The organism is Streptomyces sp. NPDC001606 (assembly GCF_053596835.1).
The window spans coordinates 1-22,660 of the sequence record NZ_JBSFHC010000024.1; the positions used below are offsets into that span (position 1 = coordinate 1).

A 22,660-nucleotide genomic window follows, 5' to 3' on the forward strand; every position below is an offset into this window, starting at 1 on the left:
GTACGGCCGAACGCGTCCGCCTTCTCCGTACCGCCCTTGCCGTCCAGCGCCACACTGTGGATGTTGCCGTTCAGATGCTCGTAGAACCACCAGCCCACCCCGGCGACGGCCAGGATCAGCACGGACAGGGATATCGCGGTGATCTTCAGGACACGCCGTGCGCGGCCCGCCCGGCGGGCCCGGCGGCTGCGCTTCCCACCCTGCGCCCGGGCCGCGGCCCGGCCTCCCGCAGGGCGCGCCGCACCGGACTCGGCCGCACGCGGCCCGGGCACCTGGTCACCGCGGCTGCGCGTGGCCTGGCCGGTCGGCCCGTCCCACGGGTCGCTCATCTCCCACTCCCATGAACGGTCGAGCCCGTCAGGCCGGGCCGGGAGGTGAGTGGCCGGGCATGCGCGGCGGTACAAGGGCGGTGAAGCACCACTTCACCTCGGTTGCCTGAGCGCGCAATCTAACAAACCTCTGGCCCAAGGTGCACGGATCCGCACCATTTTCACAGGTGCGGCATGTGCGGTGGCCCCGGGGCACAGGGGTCGGTACGACAGGCAACGGGAGCGTACGCGGCCACGGTAAGCCAGGGTAAGAAGCAAGTAGACGGGTAGGCCGCGGCTTACGGCAGGCGGACGGACTGGCGGTGGCGGAAGATGTCGCGCGGGTCCCAGTGGGCCTTGGTGCGCTGGAGCCGCGCGTAGTTGTCCTTGTAGTAGAGGCGGTGCCAGGGCTGGCCGTTGGCCGGCGGGTTGAACTCCGGGTTGCTCAGGTCGGCGTCGCAGTAGCCGATGTAGCAGCCGTCGGTGGTGTGGCCGGGCCCCGGGCCGGCGGAGTCGGGTACGGCCGGGACGCCGCCGCTGCCCTCGTACACGGCGCCGTAGAAGCGGCGGATCCAGTCCAGGTGCGGGGCGGCGATGAAGGGGTCGGCGAGGGCGTCCCGGTAGTCGTGGACACCGTCGTGGTTGGCGTCCTTGTCCCAGGTCCAGTAGGTCTGGTACTGGAGCTTGAGCACGGAGGAGCGCTGGGCGACGGCCGTGGCGTCCGGGGGGATGTCGTTGATCCGGCCCCCGTAGGAGTCGATCTGCACCAGCGCCTGGTCGTTGGTGTAGCGCGGGTCGGTGAGGTGGTCGTACATCGCCTGGATCTGGTGCTCGGTGAAGCCCGCCGTGTGGTACGCCGACTTGTACTTGCCGCACCTGCTCGGGCCGGACTCGTTCAGGTTCTGGGTGGCCGTCAGCCAGGGCAGCCGGGTCGGGGATGTAGAAGCTGTCGAGCGCGGGATGCTCGCCCGAGCGCATGTCCAGCGGGCAGGTCGGGTAGTCGGCCCGCGGGGCCACGTGCTCCAGGGAGTCGGCGCGGTCGCCGTCCATCTGGACGATCAGACCGACCTTGCCTTGGAAGTGGCAGCTCTTCGAGGACGACCCGGAGCTGTTCTCCTCACTGGTGCGCCGGTACGGCGAGTTCTTCGAGGGCGAGCAGAACGGCGGCGCCACCGGCTTCGTGGGCCCGCACGACCACCGGGACATGTTCACCCTGCTCAAGCTGAACCACCGCGCGGGCGAGGGTCACCTCGGCCCGGGTGCCGTCGCGCACGGTGACGACCTCGACGGCGTAGAGGTGGTCGACGGTGAGCCCGTACCACCGGGACAGCAGGCCGAAGCCGCCGGCCGGGACATGGCCGCCGGCGGCGACCGAGTAGCAGGAGCCGCCCGGCAGGGCGAGGCCGTGGCGGCGGTAGAACTGGGTGGCGATGTGCCAGTTGCTCGCGCCGGCCTCCACGCACCAGGCGTCCAGGTCGGGGTCGTAGGCCACGCGGTCCATGGCGCCGACGTCGATGATGACGGAGACGTCGTCGCCGCAGACGAAGTCCTCGTAGCAGTGGCCGCCGGAGCGGACCGTGATCCGACGCGGCGGGGTGCCGGTGCCGGGGTGCCGGGCCAGCCAGTCGTTCACCCCGGTCACCACGTCGGCGGTGCCGGTGGCCACCACCACCCTGGTCCGGGGTGGCGATCCACCGCTGGTTGAAGCCCCGGCGGAGCGCCTCGTACCGGTGGTCTCCCGGGCCCACCCGGATCGGACCGGGGGCAGCGGGGCGGATGGACGGGCTGGACATGGCGGCACCTCCGCAGTGGCTGACCGGCGTCGATCACGGCACGTTAGCCATGCGACGCCGGTCGCTTGCTCCGCCGTCCGGGTGAGGCGGGCGGGCGTGCGGAAGCCCGGAGCGGGCAGGGAGCGGACGCCGGGGCGCGCCCCGCCAGGAGGGGGCCGCGCCGGTGCACGTGTGCGCCGCCGGTCCGTTCAGCGGTGGCGGCGCCGCCCCGCCCGCGGGTGTCACGGCAGTTTCACGAAGGGTGCCAGGAAGGCGCGGGCGCCGGGGGTGTCCAGGCGGTAGGTGACGTTCGTGGCATAGCACGGGGTGTCGCCGGTGATGGTGGTGGCGGCGAGGACCCTCCTGCCGCCGAGGACGGCGAAGTCGGGGCCGCCGGAGTCGCCGTAGCAGGCGCCGCCGTTGCCCTGCGGGGCGGTCATGGCGAGCCGGACCCAGGCGTTGTTCAGGGCGTCGAAGGTCACCGGTGCCTTCATGCGGACGCCGCCGCCGGGGTGGGTCTGGCCGCCCGGCCCGTTGGCCGCCTCCTGGGTGCCGTAGCCGGCGACGAACCAGTCGGTGGAGTCGAGTCCCTGCGGGCCGAGGTCGCCCAGCTGGTTCGCGGTCGGCAGGGTGGCCGGGGTGAAGGACCAGCGGGACGCCATCTTCGCCGCGGGCAGTTCGATCACCGCCATGTCGTGCGGGTCGGAGGAGGGGCCCGGGTAGTCGGGGTGGGTGTGCGCGGTGCCTTCGACACCGACGGCGTTCGCCTGGGCGGCGGGGTTCCCGGGGTACTTCGTGGCGGCGGCGTCGAGCCCGGACTGGACGTCCTGGTCGAGCGAGACGTAGAAGCGGACGCCGGCCGGCCAGTCGCTCGTGCAGTGGGCGGCGGTGAGGAAGGTGTTCGCGTCGATCATCGTGCCGGAGCAGACCCAGTCGACGCGGTCCGGGGTCGCCGGGTCGTTGTCGTCGTCCCAGGTCGCCAACAGCGCCCCGACCTCGGTGCGTTCGGGCGCGGGAGTGGCGTTGTACGAGTTGATCGCGGAGGAGGGCAGCGCGGCGGCGAGCACGGTGGCGCAGGCGGCCGCGGTGACGGCGGAGGCGCGTACGAGGGTCACGAAGAACCCCTTCACTCGGTGGTGTGGGACGGGCGTTCTCCTGTGGGAGGTAGGCAGCATTGAAGTGCGCGGGACGGCGGGGCACAAGTGTGCGCACGGTGCCTGCTGTGCCCTGACCGGCGCCCATGCCGGCCTGTCCTCCGGCGTCTCCGGTCTGCCGGGCCCGCACTCCTGCCGGGGGACGGGCAGGAGTGCGGGACCACGCTGAGGTCACGCCGGCGGTGGTGTCCGGGGGGATCTGCCGCGTCGTACGACGAGACTGCTCACCTCGAAGGACATCTCCGTCGTGCCGGGATCGGGCGGCGGGTGGTAACGGCCCGCGCACACCGACAGGTTGACGATGAGGTAGGCGTGCCAGGAGTGGCCCACCCCGCGCCGGTCGGCGAGGACCCGGGAGCCGTTCACCCACCAGCTGACCGAGCCGGCCCCGAACTCGGTGCGCAGGTCCACCCAGGCGCCGGGGCCGATGGCGTCGGCCCGGTACTCGCCGCCGGAGTCGCGCACATGGTTGGCGAACTCCAGCAGGTCCGGGTGGTCCGGGTGGTACTCGAAGACGTCGATCTCCTGGTCGCCGTCGCGCCAGGTCCAGATCGCCGGCCACGCCCCGCTCTCCCGGGGCAGCCGCACCCGGGCCTCCAGCACGTCACCGGTGCGGACCATGAACGCCTCGGCACTGCCCTCGGTGGTCAGCAGGCCGGTGTCCCAGTCGCCGTCCGACCGTCGGGTGGCGCGGAAGACGCCGGAGCGGGAGTACGAGGGGTCGGACACCAGGTGGTCGAGTTTGTCGTCGCCGGGGTTCACCGGACCGCCGTCGGGATAGGCCCAGGAGCGGCCCGCGACCCACTGACGCGCGGAGCCGAAGTCCGCCGTGAACACGATGTCGGATGTCTGCATGCTCGATGTCTCGCCTGCCAGGCACCGACCATGCGCCCAGGCCCGCACAGGGCGCCGAATTAACCCGTACGAGTGAGGCGAAGGGCAGGATCGGCAGCCGTACCCGCACGACGGAGGCGGCGGAGGGCCAGGAAGCGCGGGAAGGACGGGAAGGGCCACCCGCTTCTCGCGGATCCGGATTGCGCGGTGCGCGGCTTCGGGCCGCTTCCCCGCGTCTGTCTCGGTCCTTCCCGTCACCATCAAGCACACCACGGAATGGCCCGGCCCACCAGAGCCGGCCGGGGCCCTTCCGCCCGCCCGGACCGGGCGCGCGGGCCGAACGGCCCCTCGAGCGGACCCGGGCGGCCCGTGGTGCCGTGCACGCGCGGGCCGCCACGCTGGGGGTACGAGAACGTGACGCCCGCCGGGACCGCGCGTCGTGACGCCCCGCGCCGGGTGCACAAGCCCCTGAAGGGAGCCGGTGCGATGACCTCCGCCACCACCATGACGACGGCGCTCGAGACGACGTACCGCGATCGGCTGATGCAGCTCGCCCGGGAGGTCTCCTTCGAGACCGGCCACCGGCTGTTCGCGGAGGGCGGGCACGCCGACCGCTTCTGGATCATGCGTACCGGCACCGTCGCCCTCGACCTGCACGTGCCGGGCCGTCGCCCCGCCGTGATCGAGACGCTCGGACACGGCGAACTGATCGGCTGGTCCTGGCACTTCCCGCCGTACACCTGGCACCTGGGCGCCGAGACCATGAGCCCGGTGCGGGCCTGGGAGTTCGACGCCCCCTCCGTGCGCGCGATCTGCGCCGAGGACCCGGCGTTCGGCCGGGCGATCGCGACCTGGGTGGGACGGGTGGCGGCCCAGCGGCTGCACTCCGCCCGGATCCGGCTGCTCGACCTGTACGCCCCGTACGGCAGCGGGGGGCTGCTGTGACCGCCGGTGTCCCGGCGTCGCCGCGCTCGGGAGGAGAGGCCATGGAGGGCAGTCCGCGACGGGTGAGTGATGTGATGACGCGGGGCGTGGTCGCCGTGGGCCGGGCGGCCCGGTTCAAGGACATCGTCGAACGGATGGAGCAGTGGCAGGTCAGCGCCCTGCCCGTGCTGGAGGGCGACGGCCGGGTGATCGGGGTGGTGTCCGAGGCCGATCTGCTGCCCAAGGAGGAGTTCCGGGACAGCGATCCCGACCGGCTCACCCAGCTGCGCCGGCTGCCCGACCTGGCGAAGGCCGGGGCGGTGAGCGCCGAGGACGTGATGAGCACCCCGGCGGTCACGGTGCGGGCGGAGGCCACGCTCGCCGAGGCGGCCCGCATCATGGCGCTGCGGCGCGTCAAGCGGCTGCCCGTGGTGAACGCCGAGGGGCTGCTCGAAGGCGTCGTGAGCCGCGGCGACCTGCTGAAGGTCTTCCTGCGTTCGGACGAGGAACTCGCCGACGAGATCCGCCGGGACGTCCTGGACGTGCTGTTCCCGGCGCCCGTCGAGCCGGTGCACGTCCACGTCGCCGACGGTGTGGCGACGCTGACCGGGCGGGTCCCGGACGGCAGCCGCATCCCGCTCGCGCAGCGCATGGCGCAGGGCGTCGAAGGTGTGGTCGGGGTGGACTGCCGGCTCATCGCGGCCGACGCGGGGTAGAGCGCGGGGTGGTGCAGGGCCCGTGCCGCCGTCGGCGATGAGCCGGCGGCGGCACGGGCCCTGCACACTGCCCTTGCGCTGATGCGCACTGATTCAGCCTCGGCCTCCGCTGATGTTTCCCCACAGCGGGCCGATCTGGCGCCACTCCTCGTCCCACTCCGCCATGCGGCGGCGGATCAGGCGGCTGCGGACGATCCAGCCCGCGCCCCAGACGGCGGCCGCGGCGGACGGGGCGACCAGCACGCCGGTCAGGGCGGCCTGGAGATCGGCCGCCGCGCCGGTGACCGGGGCGGACACCACGTGGTCCGCGCGGTTCGTCCAGACCGTGACGCGGGTTCCGGCGGCGGCGCCCGGGTAGACCTTGGCGCGGTCGTTGTGGACCGAGCCGTTCGGCTCGGTCCAGCGCACGGTGGCCCAGACCCGCCCGTCGTCGTATCCGCTCGCCGCGGCCGGGGTCTTCGCGGCGTCGTCGGTGAGTACGGCGGACACGGCGTGCACCTCGGCCCGCCGCGCCGCGAAGGCCGCCTCCGAGGTCTGTGCCGCCGCGGCCCCCGCCAGGGCTCCGCCGCCCACGGCCACCACCCAGGTGGCCAGGACGATCCAGGCCTCGACGATGTCGCTGTGCCGGCGCAGCGCGTTGCGCCGCCAGCGCCACAGCCGCACCGGGCCGGCCGTCGTGGGAGGTGTCCGGGTCATCGTCACCGCCTCCTCTGGGACGCCGGGCCCCGCTCAAGGGATACGGGCCCGCTCGGCGTCCGGCAGGTCCGGGTCGAGGTCCGGATGCCGGGGCGGCCCGGTGAGCGCGCACCGCACGTCCACCACGCCCGGCACGGACCGGGCGAGGCGGACGGCGAGCGGCACCAGTGCGGTCTCCTGGATCCGGCCGCCGAGCGTCACCACACCATCCTGCACCCGAACGAGCACTCCGGCGTCATGGGCGCCGAAGAGACGGGTGACGACCTCGCGCCGGACGTCCTCGGCGATGTCCGCGTCGTCGCGCAGGAACACCTTGAGCAGGTCGGAACGGCTGACGATGCCCTTGAGGGTGCCGTCGCGGCCGATCACCGGCAGGTGCTTGACCCGGGTGCGCGCCATGATGCGGGCGGCCTGCGCGAGGGTGGTGCCCGGGGACACCGCGACGGCCGGGGCGGTCATCAGCTCGCCCGCGGTCACCGCGTCCGCCTTGAGAGCCTCGGCGAGGTGCTGCACCCGGCCGTAACGGTCGAGGCCGTTCTCGCGGTACTCCTCCTTGGGCAGCAGGTCGGCCTCGGAGACGACTCCGACGACCCGGCCCGCGTCGTCCAGCACCGGCAGTGCGCCGACCTGCCACTCGCTCATGGTCCTGACGATGTCCTTGAAGGCCGCGCCCGTGCGCAGGGCGACGACGGTGCGGGTCATCACGTCCTTCACGACGGTCGGGGTGCCGTCCATGGCGTCCTCCAGAGTGGGATGCCGTCACTGCGACACTTTCAGCCTGGGCTCGCCGGACCGGAGGAACCAGGGGCCGACCGGACCCGGCCACCGGCCCACCGGCCCCCGCTAGCGCGCCGGGAGCGGGGCCCGCCACTCCAGGGTGGTGCCGCCTGCCTCCGGGGCGGTCAGGCGGAGATCGCCGCCGAGGCCCTCGGCCCGCTCGGCCATGTTGCGCAGGCCGCTGCGGCGGCCCCCGGCCGGGATGCCGACGCCGTTGTCACCGACGCACAGCCGGACCTCTTGGCGGTCGGCGGACAGCAGGACGTCGGCCCGGTCGGCGTGTGCGTGCCGGGCGATGTTGGTGAGTGCCTCGGAGAGTACGGCCACGATCTGGTCGGCGATCTCGCGCGGCACATCGGTGTCGACCAGGCCCTCCATGCGCACGCTGGGCGTGAAGCCGAGGACCGGGGCGGCCTCGCCGGCCACCCGGACCACACGGGCGCGCAGCCCGCTCTCCGCGGTGTCGGCGCGGGCCCGCAGGCCGAAGATCGTCGACCGGATGATCTTGATGGTCTCGTCCAGGTCGTCGACGGCGCGCAGCACCCGCTCGGCGGCTCCCGGGTGCTCGATGAAGCGGCCGGCGCTCTGCAAGGTCATGCCGGTCGCGAACAGCCGCTGGATGGCCAGGTCGTGCAGGTCCCGGGCGATCCGGTCGCGGTCCTCCAGGAGCGCGATCTGCTGGGCGTCCAGGCGCCGCTCGGCCAGTTCCATGGCGATCGCGGCCTGCGCGGCGAAGCCCCGCAGCATCTCGGTCTCGTGTTCCGAGAAGGGGGGCCGGCCGGCTTCGCGGGCCAGCAGAAGCACACCGCGCACATCGCCCTCGCCGGTGCCGATGGGGACGGCCACGGCGGGGCCGAGACCGCGAAAGCGCGGGGGTTCCGGGGAGATGCGCGGGTCCTGGGCGACGTCGTCGCTGGTGACCGGCCGGGCGCTGGTGTAGGCCAGGCCCATGAGGCTGCTCTCCCGGGGCAGCACCAGTCCGCGGTGGGCGTCCGCCTCCGCGCCGACGGCGATCTCGACCGTGAGGGTGTCGGTGTCGGCGTCCTGCACCGGCATCGCGACCACCGCGAGCGCCGAGCCGGTGATCTCGCGTGCCCGCTCGGCGATCAGGTCCAGCGCCTCGGCTCGTGCGCTGCCGGACATCAGGATGCGGCTGATCTCGGCGTTGGCCAGCAGCCAGCGCTCGCGCAGCCGGGACTCCTCGTAGAGGCGGGCGTTGTCGATGGCGACGCCCGCCGCGACGGCCAGCGTCGACAGGACGGACTCATCCTCCTCGTCGAACTCCACGCCGCCCCGCTTCTCGGTCAGATAGAGGTTGCCGAAGATCTGGTCGCGGACCCGGATCGGGACGCCGAGGAAGCTGTTCATGGTGGGGTGGCCGGGCGGGAAGCCGTACGACGCGGGGTGCTCGGAGATCTTCGGCAGCCGGAGCGGGGCCGGGTCCCGGATCAGCTCGCCGAGGATGCCGTGCCCCTCCGGGAAGGGGCCGATCATCCGGATCTGCTCCTCGCTCACGCCGACCGTGTGGAAGGCGGACAGCGTCTCGCCGTCGGGGCCGATGACGCCGAGGGCGGCGTACTCGGCGTCCACCAGGGTGGCCGCGGCCTCCACGATGGCGTGCAGGGCCTGTTCCAGGTCCAGCTCGCGGCCGACGGCCAGCACCGCCTCCAGCAGGCTGTGCACGCGGTCGCGGGTGCCGCGGGCCGCGTCGATGCGGGCCTGCAACTCCTCCAGCAGCTCGTCGAGCTTCAGCTGGGGCAGTCGTACACGGGGCTCCTCGGGACCTGCCACCACTCCTCCGCATGGCCTGGGCGCGGTCGTCTTCCACGGTATCCGCCATGGCCCGGCCGCGGTACGGGAGAGCACCCGTGCCCGATCGGGCCGGTCGGCCCACCCCTCGGGGACACAGAGCACCTCCCCGCCCGGGTGCCCCCGGCCGACGCTGGGGTGTGTCCAGACGGCTCGGCCGAGGGGTGGCGTCATGGTCCGTTACGTGTACGACTTCGCCGACGGCGGCCGGGACATGGCCGGACTCCTCGGCGGCAAGGGCGCGAACCTGGCCGAGATGACCCGGCTGGGGCTGCCGGTGCCACCGGGGTTCACGGTCACCACCGAGGCCTGCCGGGCGTTCCTCGCCACCGGTGAGGAGCCGGAGGGCCTCGCGGCCGAGGTGTCGCGGCATCTGGCGGAGCTGGAGCGGGCCACCGGGCGGAGGCTGGGCCAGGCGGAGGATCCGCTGCTGGTGTCCGTGCGGTCCGGGGCGCGCTTCTCGATGCCCGGGATGATGGAGACGGTCCTGGACATCGGCCTGAACGACGGCTGCGTGTCGGGCCTGGCCAAGGTGTCGGGCGACGAGCGGTTCGCCTGGGACTCCTACCGGCGGCTGGTGCAGATGTTCGGCAGCACGGTGATGGGGGTGGACCCGGCGCTGTTCGAGGAGGCTCTGACCCTGCTGAAGGAGGCCCGCGGGGCCCCGGACGACGTGCATCTGGACGCCTCCGACCTCGCCCGGCTGGTGGAGACGTACAAGCGGCTGGTCCGGGACGAGACCGGCCGTGACGTCCCGCAGTCCCCCGCCGCGCAGTTGCAGCAGGCGATCCTCGCGGTGTTCCGGTCCTGGAACGCCGAGCGGGCCCGGCTGTACCGGCGGCGCGAGCACATCCCGGACGACCTGGGCACGGCGGTGACCGTGCAGCGCATGGTCTTCGGCAACCTGGGCGCGGACTCGGGCAGCGGGGTGGCCTTCACCCGTGACCCGGCCACCGGGCGGCCCGGCCTGTACGGCGACTACCTGCCGAACGCGCAGGGCGAGGACGTCGTCTCCGGGGTCCGGGACACCGTGCCGCTCGCGGAGCTGGAGCGGCTCGACGCCCGGTCGTACCGCCGGCTGCGCGATCACATGAGCACGCTGGAGCGGCACTACCGCGATCTGTGCGACATCGAGTTCACCATCGAGCGGGGCACCCTGTGGATGCTCCAGACCCGGGTGGGCAAGCGCACCGCCGAGGCCGCGTTCGCGATCGCGGCCGAGCTGGCCGAGGAGGGGCTGATCACCCCGGACGAGGCTCTGGTCCGGGTGAGCGGCGAGGGTCTGGCGCGGCTGATGTTCCCGCGTTTCGACCCCTCCGGGACCGGTGCCGCGCTCGCCTACGGGGTGCCGGCCTCCCCTGGTGCGGCGGTCGGCGCGGCCGTGTTCGACTCGGCCGAGGCCGTACGGCGGTCCGCGGCCGGCGAGAAGGTGGTGCTCGTGCGTGAGGAGACCACGCCCGACGACCTGCCCGGCATGGTCGCGGCCCAGGCGGTGCTCACCGGCCGGGGCGGGAAGACCAGCCATGCGGCGGTGGTCGCGCGCGGCATGGGGCGGGTCTGTGTGTGCGGCGCGCAGGACCTCGCCGTCGACAGCGCGGCCCGGCGGTTCACCGCCCGGGACGGGACGGTCGTCCGGGAGGGCACGGTCATCTCGGTGGACGGTTCCACGGGTGCCGTGTACGCGGGGGCGGCGCCGCTGGTCGCGTCGGGGACGATGCGCTACCTGGAGTGCGGTGAGCAGGCGGACAGCGTGGTCGCGGCGGTCGCCCGGGCGCTGGAACACGCCGACGTGGTACGGCGGTTGGAGGTGCGGGCCAACGCGGACACGCCCGAGGACGCGGCCCGTGCCCGGCGGTTCGGGGCGCAGGGTGTCGGGCTGTGCCGTACCGAGCACATGTTCCTCGGCGAGCGGCGCAGGATGGTCGAGGAGATGATCCTGGCCCGCACGGACTCCGCACGCGAACAGGCGCTGGCGGCTCTGCTGCCGCTCCAGCGGCAGGACTTCACGGACATCCTCGCGGCGATGGACGGCCTGCCGGTGACCATCCGGCTGCTGGATCCGCCGCTGCACGAGTTTCTGCCCGACCGCACCGAACTGGCCGTACGGGTCGCCGCCGCGGAGGCGGCGGGCGGCCGGCCGGAGGCGCACGACGTGGAGCTGCTGGACGCGGTGCACCGGATGCACGAGCGGAACCCGATGCTCGGGCTGCGCGGTGTCCGGCTCGGGCTGGTGGTGCCGGGGCTGGTGGCGATGCAGGTGCGGGCGGTCGCGGAGGCGGTCGTCGCACGCGTCCGGGCCGGCGGTGCGCCCCGGGCGGAGATCATGGTGCCGCTGGTCGGCGCCGTCGAGGAACTCCGCCTGGCCCGGGCGGAGGTGGTGCGGGTGCTGGGCGAGGTCGGTGCGGAGACCGGTGTCCCGCTGCGCTGCCCGGTCGGCACGATGATCGAGCTGCCGCGGGCCGCACTGACCGCGGGCCGCATCGCCGAAGAGGCGGAGTTCTTCTCCTTCGGTACCAATGACCTCACCCAGACGACCTGGGGTTTCTCCCGCGACGACGTGGAGGCGGCGTTCTTCTCCACCTATCTGGAGCAGGGTGTGTTCGCCGCCTCGCCGTTCGAGACGCTCGACCGGGAGGGGGTGGGCCGGCTGGTCCGCCTCGCGGTGACGGAGGGCCGTGCCGTGCGGCCGGATCTGGAGACCGGTGTGTGCGGCGAGCACGGCGGCGATCCGGAGTCGGTGCACTTCTTCCACGCCGTGGGCCTGGACTACGTGTCCTGCTCGCCGTTCCGGGTCCCGGTGGCCCGGCTGGAGGCGGGCCGGGCCGCGCTGGACGGCGTCGGCACCGGGGACAGCAGCTGAGGTGGGCGGGGACGTACGGCCCCCGGTCGAGGACCGAACGGCACTGGAAGGGCGGAACGCCATGGGTGACAGTGAGACCAGGAGCGGCACCGGTCCCCCGCGGTGTCGCTCCGCCCGTGCAGCGCCCGTGTCAGCGCCGCGCGGTCGCAGTCGGCCCGAACAATGTTCCCGCACACCCGAAGAAGCCCGTCATGACCCGTAACGACCCGGCGCGCCGGCGTGTCGACCTCGACCGTGTCGAGGCGCTGCGGCTGCTGGGCAGCGTGTCCCTCGGGAGGATCGTCTTCACCCGGCAGGCGCTGCCCGTCGTCCGCCCGGTCAACCATGTGCTCGACGGCGGGGACATAGTGATCCGCATCCATGAGGGCGCGGCGCTGACCTCGCAGGCCAGGCAGGCCGACGGCACAGGCGTGGTCGTCGCCTACGAGGCCGACGCCATCGACCCGGAGACGCACCTCGGGTGGAGCGTGGTGGTCACGGGGTTCGCCCGGCTGATCACGGACCCCGCCGAGCTGGCCCGGGTGCGGGCGCTGCTGACCCCGTGGGCCCCGCAGGAGGAGGACCTGGACCACGCGGTGCGCATCCGGCCCGACCTGGTCACCGGCCTGCTGCTGACCGAGACGGGAGGGGTGCCGGAGCAGGCCTGAGCGGTCCTTCCGTGTCGGTTCTCGGTGTCAGTTCTCCGTGTCCGGCGTCAGTCGAGGATCCGGCGGCCGGTGAGGGTACTGGGGTCGAGCCGGACCCACAGGTCGCGGTGGCCGCCCGCCCAGGGGGTGCTGTGCGCCCGCTCGGTGTACCGCTGCTGCTCCTCGGGATCGGTGACGGCCCGGGCGCGGCCGCGGACCAGCACGCTCCATCCGCGGCTGAAGGCGTCGTCGATGCGGTCGACCTCGAAGGCGACCCGGCTGCCGGCGGCGAGCGCGGGAGTGGTGCCCGGCGCGGTCCGGAAGACGATCGCGCCGTCGACGATGCTGTAGTTGACCGGCACGATCACCGGTCCGATGGGCGTGGACAGCGCCAGCCGGCCCACTCCGTGGGTGCCGAGCAGGGCCTGGCACTCGCCGGGGCCCAGTTCGACGAACCGGGGGGTGCGTCCGGCGCGGGCAGGGCCGGGCGGCACGTCGACGGCTCCCCCGGTCAGCTCGGTGACCGTGGTGTCCAGCGCCTCGGCGAGCCGGATCAGCGGGCCGGGGCCGGGCGCGGCGCCGGGATACTCCTCCAGGTACCGGAGGTAGGCGGGCGCCATGCCGGCCCGGGTGGCAGCCTGTCGCCGGGTCAGTCCCAGCTCGGCCCGGCGGGCGGCCAGGCGGCGGCCCAGGTCGCCCAGCGGCGCCTCCGCCCGGATCTCCGTCTGCTGCGGCTGTTCCCTCTGTTCGGTCTGTTCGGCCATGGCCGTCACGCCCCTTCCGGGCCTGGGCCGGGTCTCTGCCGGTCAGGCCCTTTCTGGTTCAGGCCGTGGGAACGGCCACTTCCGCGTGCTGCTCCTCGCCGAGCACCACCTTGAGCGCACCCGTCTCGGCGGCGCCGGAGAAGACGTCGTACGCCTTCTCCATCCGTGCCAGCGGGAAGGTGTGGGTGACCAGCGGCCCGGTCGGCAGCCGGCCGGCGGTAACCATCCGGAGCAGGGTCGGGGTGGAACGGGTGTCCACCAGCCCGGTCGTGATGGTCACGTTCCTGCTCCACAGGTCCTCGAGGTGCAGGGTGGCCGGCCTGCCGTGGACGCCGATGTTGGCCACGCGCCCGCCGGGCCGCACCACGCGGGTGCACAGCTCGAAGCTCTCGGGCACGCCGACGGCCTCGACGGCCACGTCCGCGCCGAGCCCGTCGGTCAGGTCCGCCACCAGCTGGTCCGGGGCCTCGCGGACATCGGCGACGGCGTCCACGCCGAACCGCCGGGCAGCTTCCAGCCGGGCGGGGGCCAGGTCGACGGCGATGATCCGCTCGGGCGCGAAGAGCCGTGCCGTGGCGATCGCGGCGAGTCCGATGGGGCCGGCGCCGACGATGACGACGGTGTCCCCGGGCCGTACGCGCCCGTTGAGGACGCCCACCTCGTAGGCGGTGGGGAAGATGTCGGCGAGGAGTACGGCGTCCGGGCCGGGCAGGGATCCGGGCAGCGGGTGCACGGACAGGTCGGCGTGTGGGACGCGGACGTACTCGGCCTGGGTGCCGTCGGTCAGATGGCCGAGGATCCAGCCTCCGCCGCCGCGGCACTGGCCGTAGGAGCCGTCCCGGCAGAACCGGCAGCGGCCGCAGGAGGTGATGCAGGAGATCAGCACGCGGTCGCCGGGTCGCACGGTGCGCACGTCGCCGCCGGTCTCGACGACCTCGCCGACGGCCTCGTGGCCGAGCACGGTGCCGGGGCGGACCTCGGGCACGTCGCCCTTGAGGATGTGGAGATCGGTTCCGCAGATGATGACGGTGCCGACCTGCACGATCGCGTCGGTCGGCTCCTTGATGCCGGGGTCCGGGACGTCCTGCCAGGCGGCCTGTCCCGGGCCGTGGAAGACGAAGCCTTTCATGGCGTGCCCTCACCCTCCTCGCTCACCCGCCGCTGCTCGCGGCACCGGGGCGCCGTCGGAGCCGCCCGTCGTGTCCAGCTTGGGCGGGCGGCAGGGGATGGCGCTTGGGCCGTCCGGCCCCGGCTGCCCGTCCGGCCGGAACGCGTCGCCCAGTGCGACCGGGTATCCAGGACCGGCGTCCTCAACAGTGAGCCGGCCCGTCAACCGGCCTCGACACCGCCGGAGACCTGCTGGGGGCTTGGGCTGGGCCATGCAGTTGCGGGGTCAGCCCAGGTGCTGCCGGAAGAAGTCGGCCGCTTCCGTGCCGACTCGAACGCGGACGGCCGGGTCGGCAGGTTCCGGGGCGAAGAAGTCGTCGTGACGGACGTGGGGGCCGGCCGAGCTGCCACTCGCTGTGGGGATGTGCTCCAGGTACGGCCGGGTGTCGATGTCGTACGGGTTGACCGTGTCCGCTCCACCCCAGCGGATGGCCACAGGCACCCGCACAGTCGCCAGGCTTTCCCGGGTCACCAGACCGCCGGCTCCGGGGGCCACCTGGAAGACCGCCCGCACTCGGGAATCCGAAAGGTCTGCTGCAGCGGCCTCCAGCACACCTCGCGACGACTCGTCCAGTGGATGCTTCTTCCGCAGCGCCTCCAGTGCGCCGGGGAACTCGGGGATCTCCGGCAGAGGGACCGTTCCCGTCAGTACAGACCCCACGATCTGCGGATCGAGACGAGCCCCGGCAAGGGCCGCCGCCGTGTAGCCGCCGAGGGAGAAACCCGCCACACCGACCGGACCGAGCGGCTGTTCCCGGGCGAGTACATCGAGGGCGAAGGAGACGTCCCGGGGCCGTTCCCATACATGGAGAAAGCCCTCCGGCTCGTAGCCGTCGACGTAGTTGTTGCCGTGGTGATCAAGGGCAGCGACCCGGAAGCCCGCCCCGTGCAGCGGTCGTACCAGCCACTCCATGGTGCTGCCCGACCCTCCGGTGCCGTGAGAGACGACGACCAGCGGAGCGCGGGCAGCCCGTGGGCGGCTCGGCTCCCACAGGTAGAGACGGACCGGGCGCGGACGAGTCGGCTCCCGCAGGTCAGGTCGGGACTCGTCGTGCAGGACGCGTATCAGCGGCTGTCCCTGTCCAGTGAGCATCATGGCGACATCGTAGGGAGGCCGCCTGTCCTGTGATCGCGCGTGCCCGGCCTCGGTGATGGACGCACCTCACGTAGGAGACACCGTGTGGGCGAACCGACGGATCGCGCGTGCACGGCGAGGCAGGCCCCCAGTTCCTGCCGGACGCCCTCCGGTGTGCGCGACCTGCTCGGCGCCCCGGCAGGGCCGACCGGCCCTATCGCCCGCCCCCGCGGTCCCGGTTTTCTCATCTCCATGCCCGACAATCACACGCTGTCCACGGCCGACGAGGGTGCCGGCCGGGCCGCGGTCCAGGCCCTGCCCGTCCCGGACGCGGCCACGGTCCTCCCCCTGCACGGGGAGATCGATGTCGCCACCGCGCCCGGCCTCGTGCGGCGGCTCGATGTCCTCACCGACCGTCCGCACCCTGATCTGGTGCTGGACCTGCGGCCGGTCGCGTTCATCGACTGTGCCGGGCTGGGCGTGTTGTGCCGGGTGCGCAACCGGGTGCTGGCCCGCCGGGGCCGGCTCCGCCTCGTCGCGGACAGTGCCGGATTCCGGCGGATGCTGCGCCTGACGGGACTGGGGGACGTGTTCGAGGTGCACCCGGGCCTGCCCGAGCCGGCGCTGGGGGCCGACGGCCTCGGCTGACCGTGCCGTGGGAGCCGAGCGGCCCCCGGCAGGGCCCCTCGGCCCCTGTGGCCGGGCCGCCGCGGGGAGCACCGTCGAAGGCGTCGGCGCGACGAGGAGGGGTTGATCCCATGAAGGCGTGCCAGCGGCTGGGGCTGCTGCGGAGCAACCCACTGTGCCGCAGCGAGGATGTCGTGGAGGCCTGGATCATGCTGGCCGTCTGGTCGGTCGTGCTGCTCGGCGGTGCCGTCGCCGGAGTGGTCGCGGCGCATGCCGCGGCGGATGTCTTCGCCCGGCAGCGCGCCGACCGGCACGCCGTCCGGGCGGTGCTGCTCGACGCGGCGGCGACCGGCGCCGGCGCGATCCGCTCCGACGACGGCCGGGTCAGGGCACGAGTGCGGTGGACCGCTCCGGACGGCGGCGCACACACCGGAGAGACCTTCGTGGACGCCGGTCTCCCCGCCGGGAGCCGGGTCACGGTGTGGGAGGACGGCCGGGGGCGGCTCGCGCCGGCCAAGCCGACGGGACGCGTCGAGGGCACCATGGAGGCCGGGTTCTTCGGCCTGGCGGCGGCCCTGGGCGTCGCCGGTCCGGTGTACGGCGCCGGTGCGCTGGCCCGTCACCGCCTCGACCGCCGGCGGCTCGCGGCCTGGGACCGCGAGTGGCGGCAGGTGGGGCCCCGCTGGAGCCACCGCACGGGCTGACCGGGGTGTCCCGCCAGGCCCGGGGCGAGGCCGGCCCCGGGTGCGCTACCGCTCCACCGAACAGTCCAGGACGCGTCCGTCCACGGTGCCGAGCAGCAGCCGGTCCGGGCCGGCGAGTTGGACGGACAGCGGTACGACGGGAAGGCCGCCGACCGTCGGGCGGTGCCGTCGGCGGACCGTCCCGTCCGACGCGTCGAGCGCCACCACCTCACCGGAGTTGAAGGCGACGTAGACCGTGTCCTCGTCGCCGTCCATGGCGGTCGCGGGGCAGTCGGCGGTGAACTCCCAGCGGACCGCTCCGCCGGCGAGGCTGCGCCGCACGACGAACGCGCCGAACGCCGGGCCGGGGGTGTACGTGGTTCCCGCATGGACCAGGTCCGGGCCGTCCGGGGGGCCGAGTTCGATGCCGGGGCCGCCTAAGAGGTGCCGGGCCGGTGTCCGCCAGTCGAGCGGGAACAGGTGTCGTGGCGCGGACCCGTCCGGATCGACCTCGACCACCCACGTGTGGGGCACGGGCTCGGTCTCCTTGCCCTGGAGAAAGAGCAGCCGGCTGCTGTGCCGGACGGGCAGAGTGTGGTTGCCGGGGGCGAACCCGCCCAGGTTCACGCTGTGCTGGGGGGCCTCGTTGCCGGGCGGTACGAGGGCGACGGGCCGTGGGTCGTACCGCGTGCCCGGGCCGGCCGGGCGGAGCGCCAGCCAGCCGTCCCTCCGGGTGGCGATGGTGACGGTGGAGTCCAGCGGCAGGGTGCCGAGGGTCGTGCCGTCCGCGAGCGACAGCCGGGCGACGAACGGTGCTTCGGTGCCCGGGTCCCCGCCCGGCGGGCGCGTCGCCCGCCGGGGCACGTTGACCCAGGCGTCGAGCGGGCGGACGATCAGCTGCCGTCCGCCCTCCGCGTCCGCGACACGCCAGTCCAGACGCCCGTCCGGCAGCCAGGCCTCGGCCAGCACCCGGTCCAGACAGGCCAGTACCCGCCCGTCCGGCAGACCGCGCACGTCCCAGACCTGGCGGCGCGGCTGCCACGGCCGGCCGGACAGCTCCGCGACGGCCTCGACGGCCGCCCCGTCGGCCCGGGTCCGTTCGAACGCGACCAGTGGACCGCGCAGTTCCTTCTGCTGCACCGAACCCCGGGGCGCGGCGCCCCAGTCGGGGCGCTCCACGAGGACGTCGTACGCCTGGGCCTCCGGCTCGTCGACGTTGTCCTCGTACGTCGGGGCCACCTTGAGCCGCAGTGCCCGGGGACTCTCCCACTCCACCCGCAGCACCTCGCGCGGCGTGCGCATCATCGAGCGTGACCGCCCCGACTCCAGGTCGATCAGCAGCAGTTCGCCCTCGAAGGCCATGTCCGGGTCGAAGTCCCCGGTGCCGACGGCCACCAGCGGGAGCGTGGGATGAACGGCGAGGGAATGCACCGGCCAGCGGGACTCCACGAGCCGGCGGCAGCGCAGGTCGTCGGTGCCGTACACGCCCACCCGGTACGGCCGCCATCCGTATCCGGCGGCGCTGTCGCCGGGCCACTTCAGGTGCCCCAGGTCGCCGGCCACGACGGCGATCCCCCGTTCCCGGCTGAGGGCGACGGCGGAGGGCGTGCCGGTCTCGGCGAAGGGGCGGTCGCCGAGGACGCGGCGGACGGTCAGGGAGTCGGGCACCGGCCCATCATCGCCGACACGGCGCAGGCTCGTTCAGCTGCCCCAGCTCCAGTCGGCGACCTCGGGCAGGTCGGTGCCGTGGGTGCGGATCCAGGCGTGGTGGCGGGTGCGGGCGTCGGCCATCGTCTGGCGTACGGCGGCGCCGCGCACGGCGAGGCAGGGCACCCGGTCCGGGTGTTCCTCGTACGGCAGCGGCCGGCTCAGGTCGACCACGTCGACCCGCGCAGCGCGAGATCCGCCAGGTGCCGGCGGAGCAGCCGGGCCGCTGCGGGCACCTCCTGGGGTGGGCCTGGGCTCAGGCGGGTTCCGGCACCACGGCCACGGGGCAGGCCGCATGGTGCAGTACGCCGTGGGCGACCCGGCCGAGCTGGAGCCCGAAGTGCAGGCCGCTGCGCCGCCGGGCGCCGACGACGAGCAGACCGGCGTCGTGGGAGGCGGCGAGCAGCGCGTCCCGGGGATGCCCCTCGACGACGCTCCGGTACACCTCCAGGTCCTCGGGCACGTCCCGGAGCGCCGCCTCCACGGCTTCGGCGGCGTCCTCCTCCTGGAAGTGGCCGGGCTCGCCGCTGAGCAGCGGGTGCCGACCGGCCGTGTGTGCGGGACGCCGCCAGGCCCGTACGGCCACCAGCGGTACGCCGCGCAGCGCGGCCTCCTCGATCGCATACCGTACGGCGGCCGAGCCGGCCGGTTTCCCGTCGACGCCGAGCACGACACGGCCCCGGATGCCGGGGTGGATCCGGTTGTCGTGGGCGCCGCGCACCACGATCACGGGGCAGTGCGCATGGCCTGCGACGGTGACGCCGACGGAGCCGAGCAGGGCCTCGGTGAGGCCGCTGCGGCCCCGGCAGCCGACGACCAGGGCGCGGGCGGTGCGGCTCTCCCGGACGAGCCCGTACTCCGGCTCCTCGGCCAGCACGCCGGTGCCGACCGGCACGCCCGGCTGACGGCGGCGGGCGCGCTGTTCGGCGGGGCCGACGACATCCCTGGGCATCACCTCCTCGGCGGGCCGGTGCACTTCCTGGGCGATCAGGGCGCCCTCGTAGCGCTCCCAGAGGGAGGCGTACACCAGGCGGAGCGGGGCGGCATGCAGGGCGGCCTCGTCGGCCGCCCAGTCCACGGCGCGCAGGCTCGGCTCGGAGCCGTCGACGCCGACGACGATCGGCAGGTCCATGATGCTCAGCCTTCCGTGCGCGGGCCGAAGACGACGCGGACCGGCACGCCGGCGCAGGTGAGCGGGGCGGCGTCGGCAGGGTCGACGCCGTGCGGCACCGGCTGGGCGACGCCGTCTTCGAGCTTCTCGACGCGGCCCACGCCCTCGTGGCCGGGCACGAACGGCGGGTGGGGCCGGACCGGCCACTCGCTGCGGGCCGCGGACAGGTCGGTGTGGCACGGCCTGGACGCCTCGACGCGGACCCGGATACGGCCGGGGCCGGGGTCCGGGCGGTCCTCGACGACCAGGGGTGCGCCGAACGTTCGTACGACCGCTGCCTTCATGGGGTGTCTCCTCGGGGCCGGGGGCTCAGCCGTGCGCGACGACGGCGACGGGGGCGGTGATGTGGTGCAGGGCGGCGTGGGTGACGTGTCCGATGTGGGCGCCGAGCGGGCTGGTGCGGATGCGCCGGCCGACGACGGCCAGCGAGGCGTCCTGGGCGGCGGGCACCAGGACCGCCGCGGCGCCGCCGTTGCGGCACTCCTCGGTCACGTCCACGTCGGGGTACTTCTCGCGCCAGGGACGCAGGGCCTCGGCCAGCGCAGCCGCTTCGCCGCGGGCGCAGTTCTCGGAGAGGTCGCGTCCGGTGGTTGCCGCGTACACCGCGGAGGCCGGCAGGTTCCAGCCGTGCACGACCCGCAGCGCGGTGTGCCGGCGGGTGGCGGCGTCGAAGGCGAACTCCAGCAGCTCGGCGGCCGGGTCGGCGGTGTCGAGGCCGAGCACGACGGGCCGGAAGGGGGTCGCGGCCGAGGCGGCACCGGCCGGGCCCGGCCGGTGCTCGTCGGCGGCCTGCTCGCCGGCCCGGACCAGGACGACCGGACGGGTGGCGTGGGCGATGACGGACAGGCCGACCGAGCCGATCACGAAGCCGTTGATCCCGCCGAGCCCGCGTGAGCCCAGCACCAGGAGTTCCGCCGTGCGGGCTTCCTCCGTGAGGACGTCGGCCGGGTTTCCGTCCAGCTGGGCGGTGACCACCTCGACGTCCGGGTGGCGCAGCCGTACGGTCTCCGCCGCCTCGCGCGGAGTCCGCCCGGTCCCGTGCTGCCGGGTCTCGGCGCCGGGCAGCCGTGCTTCGGCCAGGGGCTCCGGCGCGGGCTCCCACACGTTCAGGATCCGCAGCGGCAGGCCGCGCAGCCGTGCTTCGCGGGCCGCCCATGCGGCGGCGGCGCGGCTCTCGGGCGTGCCGTCGAGTCCGACGGTGACGGTTCGGGGCATGGGGTGTCCACCTCCGGGTCGGGATCCGGCTCGAGCGGTCCGGGTGCGGGATCCGGCTCGAGGGATGCGCCTCCAGCCTGGTGGCGGGAGGCTGGGTGGGTCAGGGGCCGCAGGTCCCTCGCCGAGGCCGACCGTCCCGGCCCTCCAGGGGCCCGGAGCGGTGTGCCACCGGGACCGGGCCGGGCGTGCGGCGTGCGGCCGAACGGCCCGCCGGAGGGCCGGGCGGCCCCTGTGCGGCCCGCTTCCGTCCGGCCCACGCTGGAGGCGCAAGGACCGTCCGCCGAGGACCCGAGGACCCACGGAGTCACCATGTACGGCACGCCGCACATCGTCAGCGATGTCATGACCCACACGGTCGCCGCCGTCGGCCGGCGGGCGCCTTTCAAGGAGATCGTGGAGCTGATGCAGGACTGGCAGGTCAGCGCCCTGCCGGTGCTGGAGGGAGAGGGCCGGGTGGTCGGTGTGGTGTCCGAGGCGGACCTGCTGCCCAAGGAGGAGCTGCGGGACGGCCCGGCCGAGGGGTATCTGCGGCTGCGCCGCCCCGCCGACCTGGCGAAGGCCGACGGGCTGACGGCGGGGGACCTGATGTCGTCGCCGGCGGTCACCGTGCCGGCGGACGCCACCCTGGCCGAGGCGGCCCGGACCATGGCCCGCAGCAGGGTGAAGCGGCTGCCGGTGGTCGACGGATTGGGCGTGTTGCAGGGGGTGGTGAGCCGGGCGGACCTGCTCAAGGTCTTTCTGCGCGAGGACGAGGACATCGCCGAGGAGGTCCGGCGGGAGGTGGTGTCCTACCTCTTCCCGCTGCCGGGCTCGGCCGTCCGGGTCGAGGTGGCGGACGGGGTCGTGACCCTCGTCGGCCGGATCCGCGACCGGTCCCTGGTCCCGGTCGCCGCCCGGCTGATCCGGGCCGTCGAGGGCGTGGTCGATGTGACGTTCGACCTCGCACGCGACCATCATGAAGGAGCAGGGCCGGTCGGCCCTGGTCCGTCCGGGGCCGCGGAGGGATGATCGGCGTCGTGGGACCGCCCGCAGCCGCTCCCTTTCCCGGGGAACGAGAGGCCGCCATGACCGAGATGCGCACCTTCACCGAGGAGCACCCGATCCGGGTGTTCCTGCTGGACGACCACGAGGTCGTCCGGCGCGGTCTGGCGGACCTGCTCGACGCGGAGGCGGACATCACGGTGGTCGGGGAGGCCGACACCGCGGAGCATGCGCTGGCCCGGGGCCCCGCCCTGCGCCCGCACGTCGCGGTGCTCGACGTACGGCTGCCGGACGGCGACGGCATCACGGTCTGCCGGGAGCTGCGCGACCGGATGCCGGAGCTGGCGTGTCTGATGCTGACCTCGTTCGACGACGAGGACGCCCTGCTGGACTCCATCATGGCGGGGGCGTCCGGGTACGTCCTGAAACAGATCAAGGGCTCGGACCTGGTGGCGGCGGTACGGACCGTCGCGTCCGGGCAGTCGATGCTCGACCCGGCGACGACGGCCCGGCTGATGCGCTCGCTGCGGTCCGAGCCCGGTGACGACCCGGCCCTGCCGCCCGAGCTGGCGAGCCTGTCGCCGCGGGAGCGGGACATCCTGGTCCTCATCGGCGACGGTCTGACCAACCGGGAGATCGGCAAGCGGCTGTATCTCTCGGAGAAGACCGTGAAGAACCACATCTCGCGGCTGCTGGCCAAGCTGGGGGTGCAGCGCCGGGTCCAGGCGGCGGTGCTCGCCTCCCATGTGGAGCCGCAGGGATCGCCGGACCACCCCGCTCGGTAGGCGGCGCGG

General features: G+C 74.1%; 21 protein-coding genes and 3 pseudogenes. 8 read left to right on the forward strand and 16 right to left on the reverse strand.

Going from position 1 to position 22,660, the window contains the following annotated elements; genetic code table 11:
• The 5 genes and pseudogenes from ACWCV9_RS32625 to ACWCV9_RS32645 all read right to left on the reverse strand — a co-directional run.
• A pseudogene (locus ACWCV9_RS32625) lies at positions 1–329 on the reverse strand (LCP family protein); the annotation flags it as partial.
• A 278-nt stretch (positions 330–607) separates the two neighbouring features.
• Entirely contained in the window at positions 608–1,123 is a 516-nt protein-coding gene (locus tag ACWCV9_RS32630; RefSeq protein ID WP_450792015.1) for a BBE domain-containing protein, read from the reverse strand.
• Positions 1,124–1,425: 302 nt separating this feature from the next.
• Positions 1,426–1,974, reverse strand: a complete 549-nt coding sequence (locus tag ACWCV9_RS32635) for an FAD-binding oxidoreductase (RefSeq protein ID WP_450792017.1) — start codon at positions 1,972–1,974, stop codon at positions 1,426–1,428.
• A gap of 348 nt (positions 1,975–2,322) precedes the next feature.
• Positions 2,323–3,195 (reverse strand): trypsin-like serine protease, encoded by an 873-nt coding sequence (locus tag ACWCV9_RS32640; protein WP_450792018.1) that lies wholly within the window; start codon positions 3,193–3,195, stop codon positions 2,323–2,325.
• A 210-nt stretch (positions 3,196–3,405) separates the two neighbouring features.
• On the reverse strand, positions 3,406–4,089 hold the full coding sequence (locus tag ACWCV9_RS32645) for a beta-glucanase (protein ID WP_450792019.1): 684 nt from the start codon (positions 4,087–4,089) through the stop codon (positions 3,406–3,408).
• 465 nt (positions 4,090–4,554) lie between these two features.
• Between ACWCV9_RS32645 and ACWCV9_RS32650 the strand changes: the two genes are divergently transcribed.
• Both ACWCV9_RS32650 and ACWCV9_RS32655 read left to right on the forward strand, forming a co-directional pair.
• Positions 4,555–5,013 carry a cyclic nucleotide-binding domain-containing protein gene (locus tag ACWCV9_RS32650; protein WP_450792020.1) on the forward strand — a complete coding sequence of 153 codons (459 nt, stop codon included), beginning with the start codon at positions 4,555–4,557 and terminating at the stop codon, positions 5,011–5,013.
• Between the two features lie 41 nt (positions 5,014–5,054).
• Positions 5,055–5,708: a CBS domain-containing protein gene (locus ACWCV9_RS32655; protein ID WP_450792022.1), complete on the forward strand. Its 654-nt coding sequence runs from the start codon at positions 5,055–5,057 to the stop codon at positions 5,706–5,708.
• Between the two features lie 93 nt (positions 5,709–5,801).
• On the opposite strand, the gene ACWCV9_RS32660 is transcribed toward ACWCV9_RS32655, so the two are convergent.
• The 3 genes from ACWCV9_RS32660 to ACWCV9_RS32670 all read right to left on the reverse strand — a co-directional run bounded on the left by ACWCV9_RS32660 (position 5,802) and on the right by ACWCV9_RS32670 (position 8,972).
• Positions 5,802–6,404, reverse strand: a complete 603-nt coding sequence (locus ACWCV9_RS32660) for an Rv1733c family protein (RefSeq protein WP_450792024.1) — start codon at positions 6,402–6,404, stop codon at positions 5,802–5,804.
• A gap of 33 nt (positions 6,405–6,437) precedes the next feature.
• The gene (locus tag ACWCV9_RS32665) at positions 6,438–7,139 is read right to left on the reverse strand and encodes a CBS domain-containing protein (protein WP_450792026.1); all 702 of its coding nucleotides are present in this window, start codon (positions 7,137–7,139) and stop codon (positions 6,438–6,440) included.
• Positions 7,140–7,247: 108 nt separating this feature from the next.
• Positions 7,248–8,972, reverse strand: coding sequence for a GAF domain-containing protein (locus tag ACWCV9_RS32670; RefSeq protein WP_450792028.1), 1,725 nt, complete (start codon positions 8,970–8,972; stop codon positions 7,248–7,250).
• Positions 8,973–9,162: 190 nt separating this feature from the next.
• On the opposite strand from ACWCV9_RS32670, the gene ppdK reads away from it, so the two are divergent.
• Positions 9,163–11,850 (forward strand): pyruvate, phosphate dikinase, encoded by a 2,688-nt coding sequence (gene ppdK, locus ACWCV9_RS32675; protein ID WP_450792030.1) that lies wholly within the window; start codon positions 9,163–9,165, stop codon positions 11,848–11,850.
• Between the two features lie 191 nt (positions 11,851–12,041).
• Positions 12,042–12,497: a pyridoxamine 5'-phosphate oxidase family protein gene (locus tag ACWCV9_RS32680; RefSeq protein ID WP_450792032.1), complete on the forward strand. Its 456-nt coding sequence runs from the start codon at positions 12,042–12,044 to the stop codon at positions 12,495–12,497.
• Positions 12,498–12,544: 47 nt separating this feature from the next.
• Here the strand turns inward: ACWCV9_RS32680 and ACWCV9_RS32685 are convergent, their stop codons facing one another.
• From ACWCV9_RS32685 to ACWCV9_RS32695, 3 genes are all read right to left on the reverse strand, one after another.
• A complete protein-coding gene (locus ACWCV9_RS32685) occupies positions 12,545–13,240 on the reverse strand; it encodes a helix-turn-helix domain-containing protein (RefSeq protein WP_450792034.1) in 696 nt (231 codons plus the stop codon).
• Between the two features lie 58 nt (positions 13,241–13,298).
• A complete protein-coding gene (locus tag ACWCV9_RS32690; protein ID WP_450792036.1) occupies positions 13,299–14,369 on the reverse strand; it encodes a zinc-dependent alcohol dehydrogenase family protein in 1,071 nt (356 codons plus the stop codon).
• A gap of 264 nt (positions 14,370–14,633) precedes the next feature.
• The gene (locus tag ACWCV9_RS32695; protein WP_450792038.1) at positions 14,634–15,503 is read right to left on the reverse strand and encodes an alpha/beta hydrolase family protein; all 870 of its coding nucleotides are present in this window, start codon (positions 15,501–15,503) and stop codon (positions 14,634–14,636) included.
• A gap of 231 nt (positions 15,504–15,734) precedes the next feature.
• Here ACWCV9_RS32695 and ACWCV9_RS32700 point away from each other — a divergent pair, with 231 nt between their 5' ends.
• Together ACWCV9_RS32700 and ACWCV9_RS32705 are read left to right on the forward strand one after the other, a co-directional pair.
• Entirely contained in the window at positions 15,735–16,130 is a 396-nt protein-coding gene (locus ACWCV9_RS32700; protein ID WP_450792040.1) for an STAS domain-containing protein, read from the forward strand.
• A gap of 110 nt (positions 16,131–16,240) precedes the next feature.
• Positions 16,241–16,813: an Rv1733c family protein gene (locus ACWCV9_RS32705; protein ID WP_450792041.1), complete on the forward strand. Its 573-nt coding sequence runs from the start codon at positions 16,241–16,243 to the stop codon at positions 16,811–16,813.
• Positions 16,814–16,858: 45 nt separating this feature from the next.
• Here the strand turns inward: ACWCV9_RS32705 and ACWCV9_RS32710 are convergent, their stop codons facing one another.
• From ACWCV9_RS32710 to ACWCV9_RS32730, 5 genes and pseudogenes are all read right to left on the reverse strand, one after another.
• Positions 16,859–18,460 carry a PQQ-binding-like beta-propeller repeat protein gene (locus ACWCV9_RS32710; protein WP_450792042.1) on the reverse strand — a complete coding sequence of 534 codons (1,602 nt, stop codon included), beginning with the start codon at positions 18,458–18,460 and terminating at the stop codon, positions 16,859–16,861.
• A 33-nt stretch (positions 18,461–18,493) separates the two neighbouring features.
• Positions 18,494–18,747, reverse strand: a pseudogene (locus ACWCV9_RS32715) (phosphoketolase family protein); the annotation flags it as partial.
• 8 nt (positions 18,748–18,755) lie between these two features.
• The gene (locus ACWCV9_RS32720; RefSeq protein ID WP_450792044.1) at positions 18,756–19,631 is read right to left on the reverse strand and encodes a universal stress protein; all 876 of its coding nucleotides are present in this window, start codon (positions 19,629–19,631) and stop codon (positions 18,756–18,758) included.
• A 44-nt stretch (positions 19,632–19,675) separates the two neighbouring features.
• Positions 19,676–19,954 (reverse strand): annotated as a pseudogene (locus tag ACWCV9_RS32725) (alcohol dehydrogenase catalytic domain-containing protein); the annotation flags it as partial.
• Positions 19,955–19,979: 25 nt separating this feature from the next.
• Positions 19,980–20,885, reverse strand: a complete 906-nt coding sequence (locus tag ACWCV9_RS32730; RefSeq protein WP_450792046.1) for a universal stress protein — start codon at positions 20,883–20,885, stop codon at positions 19,980–19,982.
• A 309-nt stretch (positions 20,886–21,194) separates the two neighbouring features.
• Between ACWCV9_RS32730 and ACWCV9_RS32735 the strand changes: the two genes are divergently transcribed.
• Together ACWCV9_RS32735 and ACWCV9_RS32740 are read left to right on the forward strand one after the other, a co-directional pair.
• On the forward strand, positions 21,195–21,893 hold the full coding sequence (locus tag ACWCV9_RS32735) for a CBS domain-containing protein (protein WP_450792047.1): 699 nt from the start codon (positions 21,195–21,197) through the stop codon (positions 21,891–21,893).
• Between the two features lie 56 nt (positions 21,894–21,949).
• Complete coding sequence (locus ACWCV9_RS32740) at positions 21,950–22,651, forward strand: response regulator (protein ID WP_450792049.1); 702 nt, start codon at positions 21,950–21,952, stop codon at positions 22,649–22,651.
• Positions 22,652–22,660: the final 9 nt, after the last annotated feature.